This window comes from Pseudomonas sp. PvP028 (genome assembly GCF_017832255.1).
GTDB lineage: Bacteria > Pseudomonadota > Gammaproteobacteria > Pseudomonadales > Pseudomonadaceae > Aquipseudomonas > Aquipseudomonas syringae.
Map to the genome: position 1 here is coordinate 669,563 of NZ_JAFIBL010000001.1, position 15,906 is coordinate 685,468.

Annotated in this window: 18 protein-coding genes; 12 read left to right on the forward strand and 6 right to left on the reverse strand. The window is 61.6% G+C overall.

Annotation, left to right across the window (positions count from 1 at the left end; genetic code table 11):
• Window positions 1-30: 30 nt before the first annotated feature.
• The 5 genes from JOE34_RS03070 (at window position 31) to JOE34_RS03090 (ending at window position 3,304) form a co-directional block, all read left to right on the forward strand.
• A complete protein-coding gene (locus JOE34_RS03070) occupies window positions 31-888 on the forward strand; it encodes a MaoC/PaaZ C-terminal domain-containing protein (RefSeq protein ID WP_010407919.1) in 858 nt (285 codons plus the stop codon).
• Between the two features lie 121 nt (window positions 889-1,009).
• Window positions 1,010-1,315 (forward strand): MazG-like family protein, encoded by a 306-nt coding sequence (locus tag JOE34_RS03075; RefSeq protein ID WP_010407916.1) that lies wholly within the window; start codon window positions 1,010-1,012, stop codon window positions 1,313-1,315.
• Window positions 1,312-2,061 carry a methyltransferase domain-containing protein gene (locus JOE34_RS03080; protein ID WP_003318664.1) on the forward strand — a complete coding sequence of 250 codons (750 nt, stop codon included), beginning with the start codon at window positions 1,312-1,314 and terminating at the stop codon, window positions 2,059-2,061. The genes JOE34_RS03075 and JOE34_RS03080 overlap by 4 nt, the downstream gene beginning before the upstream one ends.
• A gap of 19 nt (window positions 2,062-2,080) precedes the next feature.
• Window positions 2,081-2,719, forward strand: a complete 639-nt coding sequence (locus tag JOE34_RS03085) for a DUF4136 domain-containing protein (protein ID WP_003393446.1) — start codon at window positions 2,081-2,083, stop codon at window positions 2,717-2,719.
• An 18-nt stretch (window positions 2,720-2,737) separates the two neighbouring features.
• Window positions 2,738-3,304, forward strand: coding sequence for a DUF4136 domain-containing protein (locus JOE34_RS03090; RefSeq protein ID WP_024648581.1), 567 nt, complete (start codon window positions 2,738-2,740; stop codon window positions 3,302-3,304).
• Window positions 3,305-3,345: 41 nt separating this feature from the next.
• On the opposite strand, the gene JOE34_RS03095 is transcribed toward JOE34_RS03090, so the two are convergent.
• Genes JOE34_RS03095 through JOE34_RS03105 form a run of 3 tightly spaced genes read right to left on the reverse strand, consistent with a single transcriptional unit; the run spans window position 3,346 to window position 5,026 of the window.
• Window positions 3,346-3,936 (reverse strand): LON peptidase substrate-binding domain-containing protein, encoded by a 591-nt coding sequence (locus JOE34_RS03095; protein WP_003318666.1) that lies wholly within the window; start codon window positions 3,934-3,936, stop codon window positions 3,346-3,348.
• A 14-nt stretch (window positions 3,937-3,950) separates the two neighbouring features.
• Complete coding sequence (locus tag JOE34_RS03100) at window positions 3,951-4,667, reverse strand: LrgB family protein (protein ID WP_003422277.1); 717 nt, start codon at window positions 4,665-4,667, stop codon at window positions 3,951-3,953.
• The gene (locus JOE34_RS03105; protein WP_161421798.1) at window positions 4,664-5,026 is read right to left on the reverse strand and encodes a CidA/LrgA family protein; all 363 of its coding nucleotides are present in this window, start codon (window positions 5,024-5,026) and stop codon (window positions 4,664-4,666) included. The genes JOE34_RS03100 and JOE34_RS03105 overlap by 4 nt, the downstream gene beginning before the upstream one ends.
• Window positions 5,027-5,227: 201 nt before the next feature.
• Between JOE34_RS03105 and JOE34_RS03110 the strand changes: the two genes are divergently transcribed.
• The 3 genes from JOE34_RS03110 to JOE34_RS03120 all read left to right on the forward strand — a co-directional run bounded on the left by JOE34_RS03110 (window position 5,228) and on the right by JOE34_RS03120 (window position 8,218).
• Window positions 5,228-5,683, forward strand: a complete 456-nt coding sequence (locus JOE34_RS03110; RefSeq protein WP_010407873.1) for a MaoC family dehydratase — start codon at window positions 5,228-5,230, stop codon at window positions 5,681-5,683.
• Between the two features lie 140 nt (window positions 5,684-5,823).
• Complete coding sequence (locus JOE34_RS03115) at window positions 5,824-7,551, forward strand: C13 family peptidase (RefSeq protein WP_198702207.1); 1,728 nt, start codon at window positions 5,824-5,826, stop codon at window positions 7,549-7,551.
• 25 nt (window positions 7,552-7,576) lie between these two features.
• A complete protein-coding gene (locus JOE34_RS03120) occupies window positions 7,577-8,218 on the forward strand; it encodes an NAD(P)H-binding protein (RefSeq protein WP_003393453.1) in 642 nt (213 codons plus the stop codon).
• Window positions 8,219-8,332: 114 nt separating this feature from the next.
• On the opposite strand, the gene JOE34_RS03125 is transcribed toward JOE34_RS03120, so the two are convergent.
• The 3 genes from JOE34_RS03125 to mpl are packed head-to-tail and all read right to left on the reverse strand — an operon-like array spanning window position 8,333 to window position 10,585.
• Entirely contained in the window at window positions 8,333-8,617 is a 285-nt protein-coding gene (locus JOE34_RS03125; RefSeq protein ID WP_003393455.1) for a YceK/YidQ family lipoprotein, read from the reverse strand.
• On the reverse strand, window positions 8,610-9,239 hold the full coding sequence (gene ubiX / locus JOE34_RS03130; RefSeq protein WP_003393457.1) for a flavin prenyltransferase UbiX: 630 nt from the start codon (window positions 9,237-9,239) through the stop codon (window positions 8,610-8,612). The genes JOE34_RS03125 and ubiX overlap by 8 nt, the downstream gene beginning before the upstream one ends.
• On the reverse strand, window positions 9,236-10,585 hold the full coding sequence (gene mpl, locus JOE34_RS03135; RefSeq protein WP_209995102.1) for a UDP-N-acetylmuramate:L-alanyl-gamma-D-glutamyl-meso-diaminopimelate ligase: 1,350 nt from the start codon (window positions 10,583-10,585) through the stop codon (window positions 9,236-9,238). The genes ubiX and mpl overlap by 4 nt, the downstream gene beginning before the upstream one ends.
• A 225-nt stretch (window positions 10,586-10,810) precedes the next feature.
• Here mpl and JOE34_RS03140 point away from each other — a divergent pair, with 225 nt between their 5' ends.
• The 4 genes from JOE34_RS03140 to JOE34_RS03155 all read left to right on the forward strand — a co-directional run bounded on the left by JOE34_RS03140 (window position 10,811) and on the right by JOE34_RS03155 (window position 15,906).
• Window positions 10,811-12,331 carry an aldehyde dehydrogenase family protein gene (locus JOE34_RS03140; protein ID WP_003422285.1) on the forward strand — a complete coding sequence of 507 codons (1,521 nt, stop codon included), beginning with the start codon at window positions 10,811-10,813 and terminating at the stop codon, window positions 12,329-12,331.
• A 430-nt stretch (window positions 12,332-12,761) separates the two neighbouring features.
• A complete protein-coding gene (locus JOE34_RS03145; RefSeq protein WP_004407936.1) occupies window positions 12,762-14,156 on the forward strand; it encodes an ethanolamine ammonia-lyase subunit EutB in 1,395 nt (464 codons plus the stop codon).
• Window positions 14,157-14,167: 11 nt separating this feature from the next.
• Window positions 14,168-15,016: an ethanolamine ammonia-lyase subunit EutC gene (gene eutC / locus JOE34_RS03150; protein WP_209995103.1), complete on the forward strand. Its 849-nt coding sequence runs from the start codon at window positions 14,168-14,170 to the stop codon at window positions 15,014-15,016.
• Between the two features lie 242 nt (window positions 15,017-15,258).
• Window positions 15,259-15,906: a DedA family protein gene (locus JOE34_RS03155; protein WP_004414903.1), complete on the forward strand. Its 648-nt coding sequence runs from the start codon at window positions 15,259-15,261 to the stop codon at window positions 15,904-15,906.

The window sequence follows — 15,906 nt, forward strand, 5'->3', positions numbered from 1 at the left end:
GCACCCGCATCGAATTCAAGGAGATGGATGATGACGGCTCACTGGCGCTACCTCAATTCCCTGCAGCCCCTGTCCAACCTGTTCATCCAGGCAGCGCTCAGGCGCAAGGTCACCGGGATGCAGCTACCCGATCTGGGCTTGCGCAGCTGGATTGCGGTCGATACCGACAAGCTTGAAGCGTACCGCAAGGTCTGCGGATTCGAAGAGAGCAGCCTGCTGCCTCCGACCTATCCGCACGTGCTGGCGTTTCCGTTGCAAATGCAATTGATGACCTCCGAGGAGTTTCCGTTTCCGCTGCTGGGGTTGATTCACCTCGCCAATCGCACCCGTACGCATCGTCCACTGGGCGGGGTGAGCCAGTTGTACATCAGTGTTCAGGCCACTGATCTGCGCCCGCACGCCAAGGGTGCAACGTTCACGCTGGTCACTCAGGCCGAAGACGGCATGGGGCTGTTGTGGGAAGAAGAAAGCACCCTGCTGTGCACCGCCGTGCATCTGGAAGACAGCCCAGTGAGCTATCCCGAAGCCGCGCCGCTACCACTCAGCGAGCTGCAAGGCTGGCGGGCGACGGCGCAGATAGGCCGCGAGTACGCCAAGGTGTCGGGCGACTACAACCCGATTCACCTCAGCGCCCCCAGCGCCAGGCTGTTCGGTTTCCCTCGCGCCATCGCCCACGGCATGTGGCTCAAGGCCCGTACGCTCGCGGCGCTGGGCGAGCATTTGCCGGCCTCGAATGTCGAGATCAGCGTGCAGTTCCAGAAGCCTGTACGCCTGCCTGCAGACGTGACGCTGTCGGCCAGTGCTGCTGGCTCGCACGGCCAGTTCCGTGTCGAAGGCCAGGAGGGCATCGTGCATATGGTCGGTAGCTGGCAGCCTCTCAGCGAGTGACGTACAGGCTGATGAACACCTCTGACGGGAGCCCTGCTCCCATCGACGGCTGAACAAACCTCAACGCCCACTTGCCTGGCGACCCGTTCCCCCTGAAGCTATGCGTCTTCAGGAGAGCACGATGAACCTCGACGAGTTGACCCAACGCCTGCACCGAATCCGCGACCAGAATGACTGGAAGCCATTTCACAGCCCGAAAAACCTGGCCATGGCTGCCAGCGTGGAGATGGCCGAGCTGGTGGAAATATTCCAGTGGCTGCGCGAAGACCAGTCCCGCGAGCTGCCTGCCGACCAATTGGAGCACGCCGGCCAGGAAGTCGGCGACATCGTCCTCTACCTGTTGTTGCTGTGCAGCGAACTGGGCCTGGACATGGACACAGTGGTGCGTAACAAGCTGGCTGACAGCGAGCGGAGATTTGCCAAGTGAGTGATCGGCATTTCGACCAGCTGGCGACCCGCTTTGCGGAAAAGATCTATGGCGGTGCCAAGGGAGCCATTCGTCTGGCGGTGCTGCAGGCCGACCTGACCGAGACCCTGCCGGCGCGACCGCTTCGTGTACTGGATATCGGCGCCGGGCTGGGCCACATGTCACTGTGGCTGGCCGAACAGGGTCATCAGGTGACCCTGGCCGAACCCGCCGAGCCGATGCTCGAAGGCGCACGTCAGCGCTTCGCCGATGCCGGACAGACGGCAACCTTCATTCAGGCTCCGTGGCAGGCACTGCCCGATTTACTGAGCGACACTTATGATCTGGTGCTGTGCCACGCGGTGCTGGAGTGGCTGGCCGAGCCGCACAGCATCCTCCCGGTGCTGCGCCAGTTGACCAAGGACGATGGCTGGTTGTCGCTGGCGTTTTACAACCGCGATGCCTTGATCTATCGCAACCTGCTGAAGGGCCACTTCCGCAAGATGCGCAAAAATGACATGGCCGGGGAAAAACAGAGCCTGACGCCTCAGCAACCGCTCGACCCTCGGGAGCTGGCGACGCAACTTGAAGGACTGTGGCAAGTCGAAACCCGTAGCGGGGTGCGGGTATTTCACGATTACATGCCGGTTGAATTCCAGGCTCGGGCCGAGCTGACGGATCTGCTGGAAATGGAACTGGCGCACCGGCGTCATCCAGCCTTTGCCGGGCTGGGTCGATACCTTCACTGGATGTGCCGTCCGGTCTGATATCACTGCGGAGCCCACCATGAAACACCGTTCTGCCTTGTTTGCCGTGCTGCTTGGAACCGCTCTGCTCGGGATCAGCGCCTGCCAGAGCGACAACCCGTATGTCGCCAGCTCTCTGCCCATGCCTCCCGCTCCTGCGCAGGCGGCAAAGACGCTGGACATGAGCGCCTATCCTGCGCCGCCGCGTGACTATGGACGTTATCGATCCTGGGGCTGGCTCAACGGCCAGCTGCCGCCCGGAACGGCGTGGGTGGATTCGGCGCAGGTGGTCGAAGCCGTGAGCAACGGCCTGGACCAGCGTGGCTTGCGACCGGCTCGCGGCAATCAGCCGGCAGACCTGTACGTCACGACCACGACCCGGCAGGAAACCCGACTGCGTCAGGTGCGTGAAGATTACGATCCCTACTATGGGGGCGGCATGGGCTATGGGCGCTACGATGGATACCGGCCCGGTTATGGCGGCTACGCCAGTGTGCCGGTGGTGCGCACCTATCAGGAAAAGGTCATGGTGGTGCAGATCAACCTGATCGACGCGCGCAGCGGCCAGCCGGTATGGAGCGCCAGCGCCGATGCGCGCGCCAGCAATAATCTGGCCGACCGCAGCAGTGCGTTGCGTCAGGCCGTGCAACAGGCTCTGGCGGCCTACCCGCCTTCGTAACCCTTTCGGAGAACTGCCATGTTTCGCCGTATCGTTCTGCTGACCTGTGCCTTGTTGCTGACGGCCTGTCAGAGCAACTCGATCAATCGCGACTTCGATGCCCAGCGGGATTTCGGCGGCTATCGCAGCTGGAGCTGGAAAGAGCCCGCCGTTCAGTATCAGCCCGACAATGATCCAAGGCTCAAGAGCGACCTGACCGAGCAACGCCTTCGCCAGTCGATCGGCGAGCAGCTGGATCAGCGTGGATTGCGCATGGCAACAGCCGGTGCCAGGCCGGATTTGAAAGTGCAGGCCTGGCTGATTGTCGAAAACCGTCAGCAGACGGTCAGCACCAACTATGGCGGCGGCTGGAGCCCCTGGGGTGGTTATGGCTACTGGAACGGGCCGATGAACACCGAAACCCGCAGCGTCGATTACAAGGTCGGCACCGTGCAGATCGATATGTTCGACGGCAAGGACGGCAAACTGGTCTGGCGTGGCAGCACCGAGCGCATCCTCAACGACAACGCCGGCAGCCCGTCCGAACGCGATCAGGCCATGCGCACCACAGTGGCGAAAATCCTGGAGCAGTATCCACCGCGCTAAGCTCGCCTGACGTGTTGCGCAATGAAAAGGTCGAGCGAGGCTCAGGCCTGCAGATCGCCCTGCATTTCATCGAGCAATTCCTGAATCGCGTCGAGGCGCTCTTCGGGATCGTCGATTTCCAGCAGCTCCACTTTGTCTTTTTCGGTAAACGGCAGCAGATAGGCAAGCTGGTTGGACAATGCGTATTGCCCACCGGCAGACACGCCCATGTTCAAGGAAGCCACCATCGGGTGCTCGGCCAGCGCTTCGAGCAGGGCCACGAGGTCGGCGTCTTCCTCCTGCAGCGGGCGCTCCACGGGCTCTTCCAGCCACTCGACCTCGGCCACCAGCAGTTGATCGCGCTGAACCTCAGCAGCGACAACCCGGAAGCGACGTCCGCCGACGACACGAATGCCCAGCAAGCCGTTTTCCTGCTGCTGAAAATCCGTGACCAGCGCTTCGCAGCCGATCATCGAGTAGCCGCCCGGCACTGAGCCGACTTCACTTCCCTCGGTGATACACACCACACCGAACCCTTCCCCCTGCTTCATGCAGCGGCCGATCATGTCCAGGTAGCGGGCTTCAAACAGTTGCAGATCAAGCACGCACCCCGGAAACAGCACAGCATTCAGCGGAAACAATGGCAGCGTCATAGAAAAGCCTCCTTTTAAATGGCCAGCGACATTGCCAGCGGCAGGAACAATGCCGTTGCAACGCCCATCAGACTCATTGCCAACGCAGCAAAAGCCCCCGATTCTTCCCCCTCCTGCAATGCCACGGATGTGCCTACCGCATGCGCGGTAAGCCCCAGCGCCATGCCTCGGGCAGCAGGATTATCCACCCCGATCAGTGACAACAGACCGGGGCCGAAAATTGCACCGAATACGCCAGTAATCAACACAAAAACCGCCGCCAGTGCGGCAACCCCGCCGATCTGCTCGGCGACCAGCATGGCGATGGGCGATGTCACTGATTTGGGTGCCATGGTCATCAGAATCATGTGGTCGGCACCGAACAGCACCCCGAACCCCACGCACAAGCCGGTGGCAAACACCCCGCCGACTACCAGCGTAGTCAAGACCGGCCAGAACAACTGGCGGATCCGGCGCATATTCAAGTAGAGCGGGACCGCCAGCGCGACGGTTGCAGGCCCCAGCAGCGTGACCAGAATCTCGGTGCTTTTGCGGTACTCGGTATATTCCAGGTCGCAGAACAGCACGACCCCGATCACCACCACCATCGAGACCAGCACAGGCTGCAGAAACAGCCAGCGGGTTCTTTCGTAGGCCGCCATCGCCAGTTGATAGGCGCCCAGGGTTATCGCGATGCCGAAAAGCGGGTGGTGAATCACCGACAACCATGCACCGTGCCAGTCAAGATTCATGGCGACTCCCGGCGCTGGGCCTGACGCCTGATCAGTGTCTGCATCAGCCAGCCGACAAAGACCACGGAAATCATCAGCGACAGGGTCAGCGTGCCGAAGATCGCCCAGAAGTCCTCGGCGATGGCCGACGCGTACACCATCACCCCGACCGCAGGCGGCACCAGCAGCAACGGCAGATAGCGCAGCAGACTGCTGGCCGCCATGCTGATCGGCTCGCTGACTTCACCGCGCCACATCAGATAGGCCATCAACAGCACAAGGCCGATGATCGGCCCCGGCAAAATCGCCAGAAACAGGTGGTTGAGTGCGGTCCCCAGCAATTGGAACAGCACCAGCCATGTCAAACCCCTTAACAGCATGAAGACTCCAGCAGATAAACGAACCCGGCGAACGATCGGCGTCATTATAAACACGCTGCGCCAGAGGTCATGAGTGGGTATTCGCATTGCCGCAGTTGCTTGACCGGCCAGCCGCCCTCTGCTGATCTGATCATTCGCCTGCAGGCATGAGCCGATGCGGGCAGGCAGCTCAATAGCCCCTCATCAGACAAGGAGAGCAGCATGCCTTTTGTACCCGTCGCAGAACTCAAGCAACACATCGGCAAGGACGCAGGCTATTCAGACTGGCTGACCATCGACCAGCAGCGTATCAACCTGTTCGCCGACGCCACAGGGGACTTCCAATTCATCCATGTCGACCCTGTCAAAGCGGCGCAGACGCCGTTCGGCGCGACCATTGCACACGGCTTTCTGTCGTTGTCGCTGATCCCCCAACTCATGGAGGGCATCATGGTACTGCCCGAAGGCTTGAAAATGGCGGTCAATTACGGGATAGACAGTGTGCGCTTCGTTCAACCGGTGACGGTCAACTCACGGGTGCGCCTCAAGGTCCAGCTGACCGACGTGAGCGAGAAAAAACCCGGACAGTGGTTGCTCAAGGCAACGGCCACCCTAGAGATAGAAGGTCAGGAAAAACCCGCATTTGTGGCCGAACCTTTGACGTTGTGTTTCGTGTAAAGCGTTTAAAACATGAAACAGTCGTAACAGACTGTTTCATCCCGTTGACTCGCTGCGGCATACTCCCCTGCGGTCGTGACCCATAACATCTGCTCAAGCGGAGCCGGGCTCGCCCCTGAATCATTCTTCCGGGATCTCACATGCGCGCGCTCGCTCCATTGGCTTTGACACTCTTGATCGCAGGCTGCGGTGATGGCGAATCAATTTTGCCACCCGACGGTCGCCTGCCCGACGGCGGACGCTATCGGGGCGATCTGGTCAACGGCGTCCTGCAGGGCCAGGGGCGCATCGATTACCCCAACGGCAGTTGGTACGCAGGTCAGTTCGAAAACGGCCTGCGGCAAGGCCAGGGCGAATGGCACTCCAGCAACGGCGACGTCTACAAGGGCGGTTTCGAGCAAGGTCTGTTCAATGGCCAGGGCCGACTGACCACCCGCGCTGGCGCGAGCTATGTCGGCAGCTTCAAGCTTGGCATGCGTGACGGCGAAGGCACCCAGAAAGACAAGGGTGTGCTTTACCGTGGCCAGTTCAAGGCCGGCGTGTACGACGGCCCCGGTCGCCTGGAACTGGAAGACGGCAGCCAGCATCAGGGCATGTTCGCCAATGGCAAGGCCAATGGTGAGGGTTCGCGCAGTGATGCCAGCGGCAACCAATACAGCGGCAATTTCATCGACGGTCAATTGCAGGGCACCGGCAGCTTTACCAGCACCGACGGCGATCAGTACGTCGGCAATTTCCGCAACAGCCAGCTGGACGGCAAGGGTCGTTACGAAAACAGCGACGGCGACGTCTGGAGCGGCGAGTTCAAGGAAGGCGCGCTGACCGGCAAAGGCGAGTTGATCGGCTCTGACGGCAGCCGCTATCAGGGTGATTTCGACAACTGGCGCTTCATGGGTCAGGGCCAGTTGCTACTGGCCGATGGCAGCCGCTACATCGGCCAGTTCGCCGATGACACCTACCATGGCGACGGCGTGCTGATTTCCGCCGATGGCAAGGAGCAGCGCGGCATCTGGGCCAACGGCGAGCGAATCCGTGATGCCAAAGGCAAGTTGCTGCCGGACCCACTTGAAGCCGGGCTGCTGGTCCAGGGTTCGCTGCTGGACAAGGCACTGGCGGCAGTGCCAGCGTCGACACCGGCAACCGAGCTGTACACGCTGGTCGTGGGTGGCGACGGCAAGCAGAGCGTGTTCATGCGCGAGGCGGACTACGTGAGCAATCTGCTCAAGTCGCGTTTTGGTGCCGTCGGACAAGTCAGCCTGGTCAATCATCGCGATCACATGGATGACCGGCCGATGGCGACGCGTGAGACCATCACCCGCGCGGTGCAGACACTCGCCCAGCGCACCGGGCCTGAAGACCTGGTGTTCATCTACCTGACCAGCCATGGCACTCAGGATCACGAACTGGTGCTCGACCAGCCGCGCCTGTCGCTGGCAGACCTGCCCGCCGACGCGTTGGCAGCGGCCCTCGCGCCACTGAAGAACCGTGACAAGGTCGTGGTGATTTCAGCCTGTTATTCCGGCGGATTCATTCCTGACCTGAAAGATGAGCGCACACTGATCATGACCGCCTCACGCGCCGACCGCGTCTCGTTCGGCTGTTCGGAAGAAGCGGACTTCACTTATTTTGGCGATGCACTATTTGCCAGGGCATTGGTCGAAACCGATGACCTGCAACACGCTTTCAACGAAGCGAAGGCCTATGTTGCGCAACGTGAGACCGAAGACAACTTCGAAGCCTCCGAACCGCAGATATGGGCACCCAAAGGAGTCCTGGCGCGCTGGCTGCAGTTGCGCAAGAGCCAGGCCGAACGCGCGTTGAGCACGGCGTTGAACCGCACGGAAGCGAAGACTTCGAGTAGCCGCTAGGCTTAGCCGTATCAAGGAGAACGATATGTACCTGACGCCGCAACACATCCTGCTCGCAGGAGCCACGGGCCTGACAGGCGAGCATTTGCTGGACAGGCTGCTCAGCGAGCCGACCGTCACCCGCGTGCTGGCACCGACCCGCAAGCCGCTGGCCGAACACTCGCACCTGGAAAACCCGGTCGGCGAGCTGGCGACCTTGCTGCCAACGCTGTCTGGCCGGGTGGACATCGCATTTTGCTGCCTGGGCACCACGATCAAACAAGCGGGCTCGCAGGACGCCTTCAAGGCGGTTGATCTGGACATGGTCACAGCGTTCGCCAGCCGCGCCCGCGAACTCGGTGCTCGCCACTTGCTGGTGATCAGCGCAGTCGGCGCAGACCCGGCGTCCAGCACCTTCTACAACCGTGTCAAAGGCGAAATGGAACTGGCGCTTCGTGCGCAAGGCTGGCCGCAACTGACCATCGCCCGCCCTTCCCTGCTGGTGGGCAGCCGTCCTGAAACCCGCTGGGTCGAGCAACTGGCGGCGCCCATCGCCAAACTGATCCCCGGCAAATACGGCGCCATCGAAGCCTGCCACCTGGCCCGCGCCCTGTGGCGGCTGGCGCTAGAAGAGCAAAACGGCGAACGGATCGTCGAATCGGATGAGCTGCGCAAGCTGGGCAAGTAGGTTCGCCGAGGTTCAGCGATGATCGTCCCCACGCTCCGCGTGCGAATGCAGTTCGTGACGCTCTGCGTCACCAAGGGAGCCTTACCTGACAGCTCAGGTGTCGCTCCGGCAACCCTAAAGCCCGCCCGTAGCCTGAACCCCTAGCCCCGCTGCCGTCAGCAATGACAGTGGCAGCAGCAGGGTGTCGAGCAGCGCACTGCCCGGCAGGTCAAGGCCCGGGTAGCTGGGAGCTTCTGCGCCGAATCGGTCGGCGGCACAGCAGCCGCCCTGCAGCGCATACATATTCAACCGCGTACCGGCATACACCACCGGCGCGCCCGGTTTGGCCGCATTGAGCGTGCGAGCCGTTGCGCAGCCGGTCAGCGCCAGCGCAAGCGCGACCAGCAGCAGCTTATTCATCGCTGCCAATATGGTGCTCGCCCCAGCGCGGCAGCATGTCCTGAGGAATATTCAGCAGATTGAGGATCCGCGCGACGACAAAGTCCACCAGGTCGTCGATGGTCTGCGGCTGGTGATAAAAGCCAGGAGACGCCGGCAAAATCACTGCACCCATGTTCGACAGCTTGAGCATGTGTTCCAGATGAATGCTGGAATACGGCGCTTCGCGCGGCACCAGAATCAATTGGCGCCGCTCCTTCAGCGTCACGTCAGCGGCACGCTCGATCAGATTGTTGCAGGCCCCGGTGGCGATCGCCGACAGCGAACCGGTGGAACACGGCACCACCACCATCGCGCTGGGCGCACCCGAGCCGGAGGCCACTGGCGACATCCAGTCATCGCGCCCATAGACGCGAATCTGCCCGGCAGACGCACCGGTGTACTCCGTCAGAAACGCCTGCATCATCATCGCCTTGGGCGGCAGACGCACGTCGGTCTCGGTGGCCATCACCAATTGCGCCGCCTTGGAGATCAGGAAATGTACTTCCCGGTCCTCACGCACCAGACAATCCAGCAGGCGCAGTCCATATGGCGCGCCAGAAGCGCCAGTCATGGCAACCGTAACGCGCTCCGGGCCGCTCATTCAAGCGCCTCCGCCAGCTTGCCATGCAGGCCGCCAAAGCCGCCGTTGCTCATGATCACGATGTGCGTACCGGGCTGCGCCTGGCTTTTGACCTGGGCGATGATTGCCTCAAGGGAATCACAGACCAACGCAGGCACAGTGCCTCCCGCGACTGTTGCCGCCAGGTCCCAGCCCAGATTGGGCGGGGCGTACCAGACCACCCGATCCGCCTGACTCACGCTTTCCCGCAAGCCATCGCGATGCGCGCCAAGCTTCATCGAGTTAGAGCGCGGCTCGACGACCGCAATGATCGATGCATCACCGACCTTTTTGCGCAGGCCGTCCAGCGTGGTGGCGATCGCCGTGGGGTGGTGAGCGAAGTCATCATAAATAGTGATGCCGCGCACGTCGGCGACCTTTTCCATACGCCGTTTGACGCTCTTGAACGCACTGAGCGCCTGCACGCCCAGCAACGGCACGACGCCCACATGGCGAGCGGCCGCCAGCGTCGCCAAGGCGTTGGCCACGTTGTGCTGACCGGTCATGTCCCACTCGACAGTGCCTTGAAGCTCGCCTTCGAACAGCACTTCAAAACGCGAGCCGTCTTCGCTCAACAGTCGTGCCTGCCACTGACCGTTCTGGCCCGTGGTCTGTACCGGCGTCCAGCAGCCCATCTCGATGACCCGCGACAACGCCGGCTCGGTAGTCGGGTGGATTACCAGGCCTTCGCTCGGGATAGTTCGCACCAGATGGTGAAACTGACGTTCGATGGCCGGCAGATCGGGGAAGATGTCGGCATGATCAAACTCAAGATTGTTGAGAATCGCAGTCCGCGGACGGTAGTGGACGAATTTGGAGCGTTTGTCGAAGAAGGCGCTGTCGTACTCATCGGCCTCGACCACAAAGAACGGGGTCTCGCCCAGACGCGCCGACACGGCGAAGTTCTGGGGGATGCCTCCGATCAGGAAGCCGGGGCTCATGCCCGCGTGTTCCAGCACCCAGGCCAGCATGCTGCTGGTGGTGGTCTTGCCGTGTGTGCCGGCCACGGCCAGTACCCAGCGACCTTGCAGCACATGGTCCGCCAGCCACTGCGGGCCAGACACATACGGCAAACCTGTGTTGAGCACATATTCAACCGCCGGGTTGCCACGCGACAGCGCGTTGCCGACTACCACCAGGTCCGGCGCGGGGATCAGTTGCACGGGATCATAGCCTTGGGTCAGCTCGATGCCCTGCGCCTGGAGCTGGGTGCTCATCGGTGGATAGACATTGGCGTCGGAGCCTGTGACCCGGTGCCCCAACTCTTTGGCAAGCACCGCCAGAGACCCCATGAACGTGCCGCAGATACCAAGGATATGAATATGCATGACCAACCTCTCAGAACATCTGCGCAGGTTAACGTAGGGGCGGTGAAATGGCACCCTGAGTTTGTCCGTCGTCTTGCGCACACGCCCCATTTCAATGCCCGGCAGATAAGCCTAAAGTCCTAGCCACGGCCGAATGCAAATGGCCTATTCTTGAACGCTCATTGCCAGATACCCGAAAGCAGAATCGACTCAGACTCCCTCACAACAAGAACCAGGAGACATACCATGCGTTACGCTCATCCCGGTACCGAAGGCGCCATCGTCAACTTCAAGGAACGCTACGGTAACTACATAGGCGGCGAGTTCGTCGCGCCGGTCAAAGGCCAGTATTTCACCAACACCTCGCCGGTCACCGGCAAGGCCATCGCAGAGTTTCCGCGCTCCACTGCCGAAGACATCGACAAGGCACTCGACGCTGCGCACGCCGCCGCTGCAGCCTGGGGCTCGACCTCGGTGCAGGCCCGCTCGCTGGTTCTGCTGAAGATTGCCGATCGCATCGAAGCCAATCTGGAAGTCCTGGCCATCACCGAAACCTGGGACAACGGCAAGGCAATCCGCGAAACCCTCAACGCCGATATCCCGCTGGCCGCCGACCATTTCCGCTACTTTGCTGGCGTGCTGCGTGCGCAGGAAGGCAGCGCCGCCGAAATCGACGGCAATACCGTGGCCTATCACATTCATGAGCCGCTGGGCGTAGTCGGGCAGATCATCCCGTGGAACTTCCCGATCCTGATGGCGGCCTGGAAACTCGCCCCTGCGCTGGCTGCCGGTAATTGCATCGTGCTCAAACCTGCCGAGCAGACGCCGCTGGGCATCAGCGTGCTGATCGAACTGATCGGCGACCTGCTGCCTCCCGGCGTGCTGAACATCGTGCAGGGTTATGGCCGCGAAGCGGGTGAAGCGCTGGCCAGCAGCAAACGCATCGCCAAGATTGCCTTCACCGGCTCGACACCGGTCGGCTCGCATATCATGAAACTGGCGGCGGACAACATCATCCCGTCCACCGTGGAACTGGGCGGCAAGTCGCCGAACATCTTCTTCGAAGACATCATGAGCGCCGAGCCGGAGTTCATCGACAAGGCCGCTGAAGGGCTGGTGCTGGCGTTCTTCAATCAGGGTGAAGTCTGCACCTGCCCGTCCCGCGCGCTGGTGCAGGAGTCGATCTATCCGCAGTTTATGGAAGCGGTGCTGCGCAAGGTCGAGAAGATCAAGCGCGGCGACCCGCTGGACACCGACACCATGGTCGGCGCCCAGGCATCCGAGCAACAATTCGACAAGATTCTTTCGTACCTGGACATCGCCAAGGGCGAAGGCGCCGAACTGTTGACCGGCGGCAAAGTGGAGAAGCTCGAGGGCAGCCTGTCCACCGGCTACTACATCCAGCCGACGCTGCTCAAAGGCAACAACAAAATGCGCGTTTTCCAGGAAGAGATCTTCGGCCCGGTGGTCAGCGTCACGACCTTCAAGGACGAAGCCGAAGCCGTGGCCATCGCCAACGATACCGAATTTGGTCTGGGCGCAGGCCTGTGGACCCGCGACATCAACCGCGCCTACCGCGTGGGCCGGGCGATCAAGGCCGGACGCGTGTGGACCAACTGCTACCACCTGTACCCGGCACACGCCGCGTTCGGTGGCTACAAGAAATCCGGCGTCGGTCGCGAAACCCACAAAATCGCGCTTGAGCATTATCAGCAGACCAAAAACCTGCTGGTGAGCTACGACACCAACCCGCTGGGTTTCTTCTAGGTATTTAGGTCCCCTGGTCAGGTTGGAACACGCCCCCTCTGGGAGCGGAGCGGACGACGCTTCGCTTGTCCGCGAAGACGGTAGTTCAGATGATACCTTCCCGGAGAATCTACTGGCCCTTTCGCGAACACGTTCGCTCCCACGGCCTTCGGCCAGAATCAAAAGCGGACTTGTGTATAGCACCGAGCCCTATTGCGCGGTAACAAGAAACACATCACGCACCAACCCTGTGCATCACGCCCCGGCTTAACGCTGCGGCGTGATGCATCCTGCCCTGGACTAATCCGCTTACGCCTGCAAACTCGCACTCCCGGTCAGGATGGAGTATTAATTGCTTGCATCGCTTCCCACAGTCGTTTGAACCGGGACGTACCCGGCTCAGCGAAAGACTACGTCCGACGCAAGCAGCGCGACGTCATGGAGAATCTGTATGGCGAGCTTTTCCCACTCTGTCGGAGCGCAGACGTACCGCTTCGACAGCCTCAAAGAAGTCATGGCCAAGGCCAGTCCTGCGCGCTCCGGTGATTATCTGGCCGAAGTCGCGGCGCAGAATGACGGCGAGCGAGTCGCTGCGCAGATGGCGCTGGCGAACATTCCGCTCAAGCACTTTCTTGAAGAGGCCCTGATCCCTTACGAACAGGACGAAGTCACCCGGCTGATCATCGACACCCACGACAAACTGGCGTTTGCCCCGGTCAGTCATCTGACAGTAGGCGGCTTTCGCGACTGGCTGCTCAGCGACAAGGCCGACGAAACCAGTCTGCGCGCGCTGGCACCCGGCCTGACCCCGGAAATGGCCGCTGCCGTTTCAAAGATCATGCGCGTGCAGGATCTGGTGCTGGTGGCGCAGAAAATCCGCGTGGTGACGCGCTTTCGCAACACCATGGGCCTGCGCGGCCGGCTGTCGACACGCCTGCAACCCAATCACCCCACCGACGACCCGTCCGGCATTGCCGCCAGCGTGCTCGACGGTCTGCTGTACGGCAATGGCGATGCCATGATCGGCATCAACCCGGCCACCGACAGCACCTCGTCCATCGTCGCTCTGTTGGAAATGCTCGACGCCATTGTCCAGCGCTACGAAATCCCGACGCAGTCCTGCGTGCTGACCCATGTCACCACGTCCATTGAGGTGATCAACCGTGGCGTGCCGGTCGATCTGGTGTTTCAGTCGATCACCGGCACTGAAGCCGCCAACGCCAGCTTCGGCATCAGCCTCAAGCTGTTGCAGGAAGGCTATGAGGCGGGTCTGAGCCTGAACCGCGGCACCCTCGGGCAAAACCTGATGTATTTCGAGACCGGGCAAGGCAGTGCGCTGTCGGCCAACGCGCATCATGGCGTCGACCAGCAGACCTGCGAGACCCGCGCCTACGCCGTCGCCCGGCATTTCAATCCGTTTCTGGTCAACACCGTGGTCGGTTTCATCGGCCCCGAGTACCTGTACAACGGCAAACAGATCATCCGTGCCGGTCTGGAGGATCACTTCTGCGGCAAGCTGCTGGGCGTGCCGATGGGCTGTGACATCTGCTACACCAACCACGCAGAGGCCGATCAGGACGACATGGACACCCTGCTGACCCTGCTGGGCGTCGCGGGGATCAACTTCATCATGGGCATCCCCGGCTCCGACGACATCATGCTCAACTACCAGACCACCTCGTTCCACGACGCGCTGTACGCCAGGCAAAGCCTGGGCCTGCGTCCTGCGCCGGAATACGAAGCCTGGCTGGAAAAAATGGGCATCTTCACCCAGGCCGACGGCCGTGTGCGCTTCGGCGACAGCCTGCCGCCTGCCTTCCGTCAGGCGCTGGCGCATCTAGCATGAGTGACGAGCCGATGAACGAACTACAAGACAGCGCCGCCCCCGCCAATCCATGGCTGGAGCTGCGTCGCCTGACCCCTGCGCGTATTGCGCTGGGGCGTACCGGGACCAGCCTGCCGACCTCTGCGCAGTTGGACTTTCAAGCCGCCCATGCGCAGGCACGCGACGCGGTGCATCTGGCCTTCGACCATGCCGCGATCAGCGCACAACTGACGGAAAAGGGTCGTGAAACCCTGCTGCTGCACAGCGCCGCCGCCGACCGGGACAGCTACCTGCAGCGCCCGGACCTGGGCCGTCGCCTTAATGATGAATCAGCGCAGACGTTGCGCGACTACGCCGAGGCTCATCCGGGCGGTCTCGATCTGGCGGTAGTGGTCGCTGACGGCCTGTCCGCCCTAGCGGTGCATCGACATGCGGTGCCTTTCCTCATTCGCCTGGAAGAACAGGCCAGCGCCGAGGGCTGGTCGCTGTCGCCAGTGATCATGGTCGAACAGGGCCGCGTCGCCGTGGCCGATGAGGTCGGCGAACTGCTCGGTGCGAAGATGGTGGTCATTCTGATCGGCGAGCGCCCCGGTCTCAGCTCCCCGGACAGCCTGGGCCTGTACTTCACTTACGCGCCAAAGGTCGGGCTGAACGATGCGCACCGCAACTGTATTTCCAATGTGCGCCTGGAAGGCTTGAGCTACGGCATGGCCGCCCATCGGCTGCTGTACCTGATGCGCGAGGCCTGCAGACGGCAGATTTCCGGGGTCAACCTGAAAGACGAGGCCGAACTGCAGACACTGGAATCAGACGGCACTGACGATCATTCAGACAAACCCATCGGCAACTTCCTGCTGGACGGCCCTGCCGCGCCACACTAGGCTCCACACTGGCTTATGCCGTTCACAGGCGCCGGGCAGATTCGCGTCATCATCCCGGCTTGCGGCATAAGCCCGGATGAACACTGCGGACTGCTCTTCCCTCCTCAAGGCTGTACCGCTCACACCCCATTCAACCCCGCCGCTTATTCCGAAGCCCCTTCTGCGCATTCTGCTTCTATAATGCCGCGCAGTCGTTTCTTCCGCATGCGACCCCGGACAGGGTTCTCGCCTCAGGTGCCTTAATGGAATTCAACCCGCTCGACCTTATTCTGCATCTCGACGTTTACCTTGACCTGTTGGTGACCAACTACGGCACATGGGTCTACGCGATCCTGTTTCTGGTGATTTTCTGCGAGACCGGACTGGTGATCATGCCCTTCCTGCCGGGTGACTCGCTGCTGTTCATCGCCGGCGCCGTGGCTGCCGGTGGCGGCATGGACCCGGTCCTGCTGGCCGGTTTGTTGATGCTCGCAGCGATCTTGGGCGACAGCACCAACTACGTAATCGGCCGCACGGTTGGCGAAAAACTGTTCAGCAACTCGTCATCGCGAATCTTCCGCCGCGACTACCTGCTGCGCACCCAGGACTTCTACGCACGCCACGGCGGCAAGACCGTCACGCTGGCGCGCTTCCTGCCGATTATCCGTACCTTTGCGCCCTTCGTCGCGGGCGTCGGCAGGATGTCCTATCCGCGCTTCGTGGGCTTCAGCGTGCTGGGCTCGGTGCTGTGGGTCGGCAGCCTGGTGACACTGGGCTTCTTCTTCGGCAACGTGCCATTCATCAAGCACAACCTGACCTTTCTGGTGCTGGCAATCATCCTGCTGTCGCTGGTTCCGATGGTCATTGGCGTAGTGCGCAGCCGCACCTCGCGTCCGGTCGACGCGCGCTGA